The 6,679-nt window shown below is 65.3% G+C and carries 8 protein-coding genes; 4 read left to right on the forward strand and 4 right to left on the reverse strand.

What is annotated here, in order from left to right:
• Positions 1 to 255 precede the first annotated feature (255 nt).
• From B8460_RS01350 to B8460_RS01365, 4 genes are all read left to right on the forward strand, one after another.
• On the forward strand, positions 256 to 1,611 hold the full coding sequence (locus tag B8460_RS01350; protein ID WP_084623100.1) for a tyrosine-type recombinase/integrase: 1,356 nt from the start codon (positions 256 to 258) through the stop codon (positions 1,609 to 1,611).
• A gap of 54 nt (positions 1,612 to 1,665) precedes the next feature.
• Complete coding sequence (locus B8460_RS01355; RefSeq protein ID WP_048859773.1) at positions 1,666 to 1,896, forward strand: AbrB/MazE/SpoVT family DNA-binding domain-containing protein; 231 nt, start codon at positions 1,666 to 1,668, stop codon at positions 1,894 to 1,896.
• Positions 1,886 to 2,290 (forward strand): PIN domain-containing protein, encoded by a 405-nt coding sequence (locus B8460_RS01360; RefSeq protein WP_048859774.1) that lies wholly within the window; start codon positions 1,886 to 1,888, stop codon positions 2,288 to 2,290. The genes B8460_RS01355 and B8460_RS01360 overlap by 11 nt, the downstream gene beginning before the upstream one ends.
• A 311-nt stretch (positions 2,291 to 2,601) precedes the next feature.
• A complete protein-coding gene (locus B8460_RS01365; RefSeq protein ID WP_048859775.1) occupies positions 2,602 to 3,519 on the forward strand; it encodes a LysR family transcriptional regulator in 918 nt (305 codons plus the stop codon).
• On the opposite strand, the gene B8460_RS01370 is transcribed toward B8460_RS01365, so the two are convergent.
• From B8460_RS01370 to trbF, 4 genes are read right to left on the reverse strand one after another with little or no spacing between them, the layout of a single operon-like run.
• Positions 3,455 to 3,730, reverse strand: coding sequence for a DUF2274 domain-containing protein (locus B8460_RS01370; protein WP_084623098.1), 276 nt, complete (start codon positions 3,728 to 3,730; stop codon positions 3,455 to 3,457). The two genes, B8460_RS01365 and B8460_RS01370, sit on opposite strands and share 65 nt — an antisense overlap.
• 10 nt (positions 3,731 to 3,740) lie before the next feature.
• Positions 3,741 to 4,922: a TrbI/VirB10 family protein gene (locus B8460_RS01375; RefSeq protein WP_048859776.1), complete on the reverse strand. Its 1,182-nt coding sequence runs from the start codon at positions 4,920 to 4,922 to the stop codon at positions 3,741 to 3,743.
• Positions 4,919 to 5,908 carry a P-type conjugative transfer protein TrbG gene (gene trbG, locus B8460_RS01380; protein ID WP_048859777.1) on the reverse strand — a complete coding sequence of 330 codons (990 nt, stop codon included), beginning with the start codon at positions 5,906 to 5,908 and terminating at the stop codon, positions 4,919 to 4,921. The genes B8460_RS01375 and trbG overlap by 4 nt, the downstream gene beginning before the upstream one ends.
• On the reverse strand, positions 5,908 to 6,588 hold the full coding sequence (gene trbF / locus B8460_RS01385; RefSeq protein WP_048859778.1) for a conjugal transfer protein TrbF: 681 nt from the start codon (positions 6,586 to 6,588) through the stop codon (positions 5,908 to 5,910). Before trbF ends, trbG begins: the two co-directional genes overlap by 1 nt.
• Positions 6,589 to 6,679 lie beyond the last annotated feature (91 nt).

Below are 6,679 nucleotides of genomic sequence, written 5' to 3' on the forward strand. Positions count from 1 at the left end.
AGGGATTCGAACCCTCGACCCCAACCTTGGCAAGTTTGAAACGCCGTCTATCCGGCAGCATCTCTTTCTATCCTGTAGCCCGCTAAGTCCCTATTATAAAACGTCTTTTCTTGCAGGCGTCCATCCCGCGGGTATCCTCCTCACACCCTTCGAAAGCCGCTTTCGTGCTTCCCCCCTGCTTCCCCGGCCTCCGCCAGCCTTTCCGGGGAAGCAGAATCCGGAATTCACGATGTAGATCAAAGGGGTATGAGGAAAATGGGTAAAATCACGAAGCGCGTCGTCGACGCATTGGGATCAAAACCTAACAAGGATGTATTCGCCTGGGACAGCGAAATGCGGGGCTTCGGCGTCCGCGTGAAGCCCACTGGGGCCAAGACCTATCTGATCCAATATCGCAACATCGAAGGTCGCACCCGGCGGCTGGTGCTGGGCTCCTGCGGCGTGCTGACGCCGGAGCAGGCGCGTGGGTTGGCACGCCAAAAGCTGGCGGCCGTCGCCGAGGGCGCCGACCCATCGGCGGATCGGCACGCCATCCGCGACGGCATGACGGTCGCGGATGTGTGCGATTGGTACCTGAAGGAGGCTGGCGAGGGCCGCCTTCTCGGGCGCAATCGTCGGCCCATCAAGGCGACCAGCATCGCGATGGATCGAAGCCGGATCGAGACGCACATCAAGCCACTGCTGGGGCCACGCCTCGTGAGCAACCTCACCTTGCGCGACGTCGAGGCCATGCAGGCCGACATCGCCGCCGGCAAGTCGGCGCGCGGGAAGAAATTGCAGGGCCGCGGCGGCCGCTCGACCGGCGGAGCCGGCGTCGCAGCCCGTGCGATCAGCACCTTTCGGGCCTTGCTCGGTCACGCTACGCGGCTTGGCCTAATCGAGAAGAATTCCGCATCGGGCGTGCGCCAGATGGCGTCACGCAAGGTCAAGCGTCGGTTGAGCGCGGACGAGGTTCGCCATCTCGGCAAGGTCATGCGGCAGTTGTCGGCGAACGGTGAGCACCCAACGGGGCTCGGCGCCATCCGGCTCATGCTGCTGACCGGGTTCCGGAGGATGGAGGCGCTGAGCCTCCAGAGAGCGTGGCTCAACCGTCAGGAACGCGCCATCCACTTCCCCGACACCAAGAGCGGCGAACAGCTCCGGGTGGTCGGGCTCGCGGCCATCGAGTGTATCGAGAGCCTGCCGGTCCAGGAGCATTCTCCCTATGTGTTCCCGGCCGATGTCGGCGATGGGCACTTCATCGGCGTCGTTCGGGTGCTCGACCGGGTTTGCGCGAAGGCGAAACTGTCCGGAGTAACCCCGCACGTCCTCCGACACACCTTCGCCAGCATCGCTGGCGATCTGGGGTTCTCCGAGCTGACGATCGCCGGATTGCTGGGCCACACATCCCGCGGCGTCACTCAGAGATATGTCCATCTCGACGCCGCCCTTGCCGTTGCTGCCGACCAGGTCTCTGCTGAGATCGCCAAGCTGATGGACGGCGAGAGCAAGAGCGATTCAAAGCCGACATCTCCCAGGCGCAAGCGCAGCCGCACATCGTCGGAGGCGGCGGATCCGCGTCGGTCATCCGCGGGTGATGATGACCTGCGGCCAGCCTTGGCTTCATCTTGATCCCTCCGGGGCAAGGATATACATTGATCATGACGTATATCTAGGAGCATCGCCATGCAGGTCGCGAAGTGGGGCAACAGCCTGGCCGTCCGTCTGCCAGCGGCGGTCGTCGACGCTTTGGAGCTGAAGGAAGGCGACGAGATCGAAATCCATGTCGCCGATCCCAGGGCTTTTGAGGTCGCGCGCAAGCCTGGGCGGGAAGATCTATTGAAGCGCCTGCGCGCATTCCGCGGACGACTGCCCGCGGACTGGAAGTTCGACCGGGACGAGGCGAATGCCCGGTAGTTTCATCGACACGAACGTCCTCGTCTATCTCGCCTCCGGCGATCCCGCGAAGGCCGATCGCGCCGAGCAGACCGCCGCCGCGGGCGGGACGATCAGCGTGCAGGTGCTGAACGAGCTCGCCAACGTGTCGCGCCGCAAGATGGGTCTGTCCTGGCCCGAGACGCACGCCTTTCTCTCGACGGTGCGCGCTTTGCTGCCGGTCGAGCCCATAACGGCGGACGTGCATGACCTGGGATTGGCGATCGCCGAGCGGTATGGTCTCTCGATCTACGACGCGATGATCGCGGCGTCGGCGCTTCAGGCTGATTGCGACATCCTCTGGTCGGAAGACATGCACGACGGCCTCGTCATCGAGAACCGGCTTCGCATCAAGAACCCGTTTCGGGCAAGCTGATTTTATAGATCAGGAAGGGAGACGGAGCTTGGCGCCGTCGCGGGTTCGGACCCGGCCATTGAGCCTGCAATGCCGTTCGTGCTGCTGCCTTGAATAAGCAAGGTCCGTAATTGAAGGATAGGCCCGTTCACTTCGATAAGGTCCGGGCAATTCAGCCGAGGGGGTCAAGCGGCGTAGGCTTGACGGATCGCCGTCAAACCACAGTCTTGCCATAAACCCCCCAGTACTCGCCCCGGTTTTGTCCAAAGTTGGATGTCACGCTGCGGCTACGGCGAAAGCCGTCGCTCAACTTTGTGCAAGGTGAGTGAGTCGTGAACCTTGTGTCTATTTCCCAGGCGCTCCTGGTCGCGGAGCACCTCAGTTTCAGCCGGGCGGCGCAGGTCCTTGGGGTCCGGCAATCCGCCGTCAGCCGGCGCGTACGCGCCCTCGAGGACGAACTCGGCGTCTCGCTGTTCGAGCGGGAGTCAGGCGGCGTCCGCGTCACCGAAGCTGGTCGCAGGTTTTTCGATCGATCACGCGCCGGATTGGCGGAAATCGATTTCGCCATTCGGACCGCGGGCAATGCAGGTTGCGGCGGCGAAGGGGCTGTGCGGATCGGTATCCTCTCGTCCCTCTCGGTCGGGTTCCTCCGCGATCTCCTAGTCCGGTTCCGAGAGGAACATACCTCCGTGGTGGTCGACATCCTGGAAGGCTCCACGCGCGAGCATATCGCCGGGATCAACGAGCGTCGGCTCGATATCGCCTTCGTAGCCGGCGAGCCGCAGGCGCCGCGATGTGACGTCGCGCCGCTCTGGCAGGCGCGCGTGTTCGTGGCTCTACCGAATGGTCACCCGCAGGCGGCGGCGACAGACATCTGCTGGGATCTGCTCAAGGACGAGCGCTTCATCCTGAGCCGGGAGGCGCCCGGGCCGGAGATCCATGATTTCGTGATCCAGCGGCTCGCCTCGCTCGGCTTCAGCCCCTCGGTCGAGCGCTACCACGTCGGGCGGGAGACGCTGATGCACCTGGTCGCGCTTGGGTTCGGGATCAGCGTGATGAGCGAGACGGGAACCGCCACACGGTATCCAGGCGTCGTGTTCGTGCCGCTGCCGACAGAACAGGATGTCTTGCCCTACAGCGCCATTTGGCTGCCGGGGAACGATAATCCGGCCCTGCGCCGCCTGCTCAGCCTGGCTCGTTCGATGTCGCAGGTCCGCTCCATCGCGGCGCGGGCGGGGGTGACGTCCTGACGCTTCGCAGCTTGGAAAAGGCGCGGTCGCTGGCGATGAAGCGCGCCAGCATCGGCCCGATGAGTTTGGCGGGGTCGCTCACCGGCTGGCCGGTTTCCCGGCTCAGCGCCTCGGCATAGGCCACGAGATCGCGATGGACGGCCGCCGGCAGTTCCAGCGACAGTTTCACCGGCTTGTCATCCGGGATCGCGCCGAGCTTCAGTTTTGCCATCGCCACCTCCTCAGCCGCGGTAGGGTTCCAGAACGAGGTCGTGGGAGACCATTACCCGGACCGGAAAGCCGGGCCGAATGGTGATCGTCGGCTGGATATTCAGGGACCGGCTGACGACCTGCTGACCGGTCTGGTTAATGCTTTGCGAGAAGCCTTCTTGGAGTGCTGCCGCGAGCGAACCATTGTTGTTGCCGCTCATACCGGCCTCCGTCCCGACGCTGAGCAGGGTCGAGAGGATCGCGGCCTTGAACAGCATGCCCCAATGGTTGTCGACCTCGTCCTCGAGACCGGCATAGCCTTCGGTGTCGGCGCCGGGCTGCCGTTCCAGAATGATCGACCGCCCGTTCGGCATGATGAGCCGGTTCCAGACGAGCACGGCGCGTGACTGGCCGAACGCGATCTGGGCGTCATATTGACCGACCAGGCGCGCGCCTTGGGGGATGAGCAGAATATGGCCGGTGGGGCTGTCGTAGACGTCCTCCGTCACCTGCGCGGTCACCTGGCCTGGAAGGTCCGAGCGTAGTCCGGTGATGAGCGAAGCGGCGATGATCGATCCGGCCTGCAAGATGTTCGGACTCGCCGGCGCCTGGACGCGATCCGGACTGGTCGTGCGCCGATCGACGGCGCCGTTGAGGAAAGCGAGCTTATGGTCCTGCCCTGCGCTTCCGGAGCCGGCGTCGGCCGCCGGTATAGCTGTCGGAGTTGCGCCGCCCGCCGACGCTGTCGCCACTGGCGCAACGGCTACGCCGTTGCTGCTTGCCGCGAATAGATGGCTGACGCGGGCGGCTTCTTGTTCCTGAAGGCGACGCTGCTGTTCGGGGTCGGCAGGCGGTGCTTGCGCCGGCATGCCCGGCGCTGGTGCGCCCGCGTTCAGGATCGGTCGGCCGAGGTCCCCAGGCAGCGGCGGCCCAAGCTGTGGGACCGATTTGGGCAGACCGGTGTAGTCGTGCGGCAGCGCGGCAAGACCATCCGGCGTCGTGCGGTTGTTCGTGTTGTAGAGCTCGGACCCGGTCTGCGGGTGCTGCGGCCTCAACGCAAGGAACAAGGCGCCGCCGATGCCGAGCGCGGCCACGCCGCCAAGGCCGATCAATACCTTGCGCGAGAGCCGGGTGACCGGCGCGCGGCTCGACCGCAATCGCATTTCTTGCGGCGGTCGCAGCGGACCGCTGCTATCCTGGGAGGTACCTGTCATGATTGCGGCCTCCCATCGGTGCGGACGATCCGGACGATCTCCTGATGCTTGGCGCCGAGTTTGAGTTCGGCCGCGGCGAAGAGCCGGTCGACGATCATGTAGTTGCCGCGAACGCGGTAGTTCACGAGTTGGCCATCGCCTTCCGCGCCGATCACCCAGAGCGGCGGCATTTCGCCCTGAGCGATGCCGCTCGGGAACTCGATGAAGACCTGCCGGCCGTCATCGAAGGCGCGCTTCGGCCGCCAGGCCGGGCTGTCGCCCTCGACCCGATAGCGGAAGTTGATCGCGCTGATGTCGACGCCGGTGGCGACAGGGGCGGCCGCATCGGCCGCTGCGTTTTGTTGGCGCAGCGCGATCAACTGGTCCTGCGGATAGATCCACGAGACTGCCGCCATGTAGGTCTTTTCGTCGGACCGTAACTCGAGGTGATAGGTCCGCCGGTCGGTATCGATGACGAGATTGGTGGTGAGATCCGGCCTCGTGGGCTTGACCAGGATGTGGATGCGCTTAGCCGCGCCAGCACCGCTCTCGGTGTCGCCGATGATCCAGCGCACCGTGTCGCCTGCCGCCACCGGGCCGGAGCCGACGAGCTGCTCGCCCGGCTCCAGTGCGACATCGGTGATCTGCCCCGGCGCGGCGTAGACCTGATAGAGCGCACCGTCCGACCACGGATAGACCTGGATCGCATTGATGTATCCGGCGCGCGTCGGCTGGACGCGCGCGGCGCCGTTGGCCTGGTCGACGCGCGCATGCGGATCGGCGGGTTCGGGCGGCGCGCTCTTGCCGCCCGGCAGCGGCTTCAATTGCCCGGGAAGCGGCAATGGCTTGGGCAGCTCTACGATCTGCACCGGCTTGGGCGGGTCGGGCGCCAGCACGGCCTGATGCGGCGTTTCATCGTAGGAGATGACGGGCGGCTTATAGGCGGTCGAGCACGCGCCGAGGGACACCGAGGCGAGAAAGAGCGTTGCGAACGGCGGAGCGCGCATCAGCCGAGTTCCTTTGACCAGTTGAGAGCATGGACGTAGACGCCGAGCGGATTTTTCTTCAGCCGGTCGGCGTCCGTCGGCGTCTGCACGACGATCGTGAGGATAGCGCTCCAGCGCTCGGTCGCGGCCAGGGCGTCATCGACATAGCGGCGCTCGACCCATTCGATGCGGAAGCTGTCATTGGAGGCGCGGATGACGCTGGCGATCTCAACCGAGACCTGCGTCTTGCCGACCTTGGAGAAGGGATCGCTCGACCGCGCATAGTCGTTGAGCGCGAGCGCGCCCTTGTCGGTGACATAGTTGTAGGCGTCGAGCCAGTTCTGCCGCAGCACCACGGGATCGGCCGGGATGCCACGGACCTCGGTGATGAAGCGGGCCAGGTGCCAGGCGATTTGCGGATCGGTCGGCTTATAGTCGGCGGTCGCCGGCGCGACCGCCTGCGCCTGACCGAGCTTGTCGACCTGCACGACCCAGGGCGTGATGGTTCCGCGGGCGGATTGCCAGACGAGCCCGCCACCCAGGCCACCGCTCAGCGCGAGCGCGCCGAAGAAGGCGAGCCGCCAATTCTTCGCCTGGACGCGGGCCGACCCGATCCGCTCGTCCCAGACCTGCCCGGCGCGCTGATATGGCGTCTCGGGTTCGGGTGTCTTGCCGTAGCGGACGTTTGGTCGGCGGAACATGGATCACTCCCCTTCGGAAAGGTCGACGCCGCCGCCGCTCGACGGATGATCGCCCGACCGGATTGCGTGATGGGCGGTGCTGACGCCTTGG

Origin of the sequence: Acidisphaera rubrifaciens HS-AP3 (genome assembly GCF_000964365.1) — a bacterium.
Lineage (GTDB): Bacteria > Pseudomonadota > Alphaproteobacteria > Acetobacterales > Acetobacteraceae > Acidisphaera > Acidisphaera rubrifaciens.

Bases quoted from the DNA above. Each gene is read 5' to 3' on its own strand.
- B8460_RS01350 (WP_084623100.1), top strand. From the start codon at position 256: ATGGGTAAAATCACGAAGCGCGTCGTCGACGCATTGGGATCAAAACCT.
- B8460_RS01355 (WP_048859773.1), top strand. From the start codon at position 1,666: ATGCAGGTCGCGAAGTGGGGCAACAGCCTGGCCGTCCGTCTGCCAGCG.
- B8460_RS01360 (WP_048859774.1), top strand. From the start codon at position 1,886: ATGCCCGGTAGTTTCATCGACACGAACGTCCTCGTCTATCTCGCCTCC.
- B8460_RS01370 (WP_084623098.1), bottom strand. From the start codon at position 3,730: ATGGCAAAACTGAAGCTCGGCGCGATCCCGGATGACAAGCCGGTGAAA.
- B8460_RS01375 (WP_048859776.1), bottom strand. From the start codon at position 4,922: ATGACAGGTACCTCCCAGGATAGCAGCGGTCCGCTGCGACCGCCGCAA.
- trbG (WP_048859777.1), bottom strand. From the start codon at position 5,908: ATGCGCGCTCCGCCGTTCGCAACGCTCTTTCTCGCCTCGGTGTCCCTC.
- trbF (WP_048859778.1), bottom strand. From the start codon at position 6,588: ATGTTCCGCCGACCAAACGTCCGCTACGGCAAGACACCCGAACCCGAG.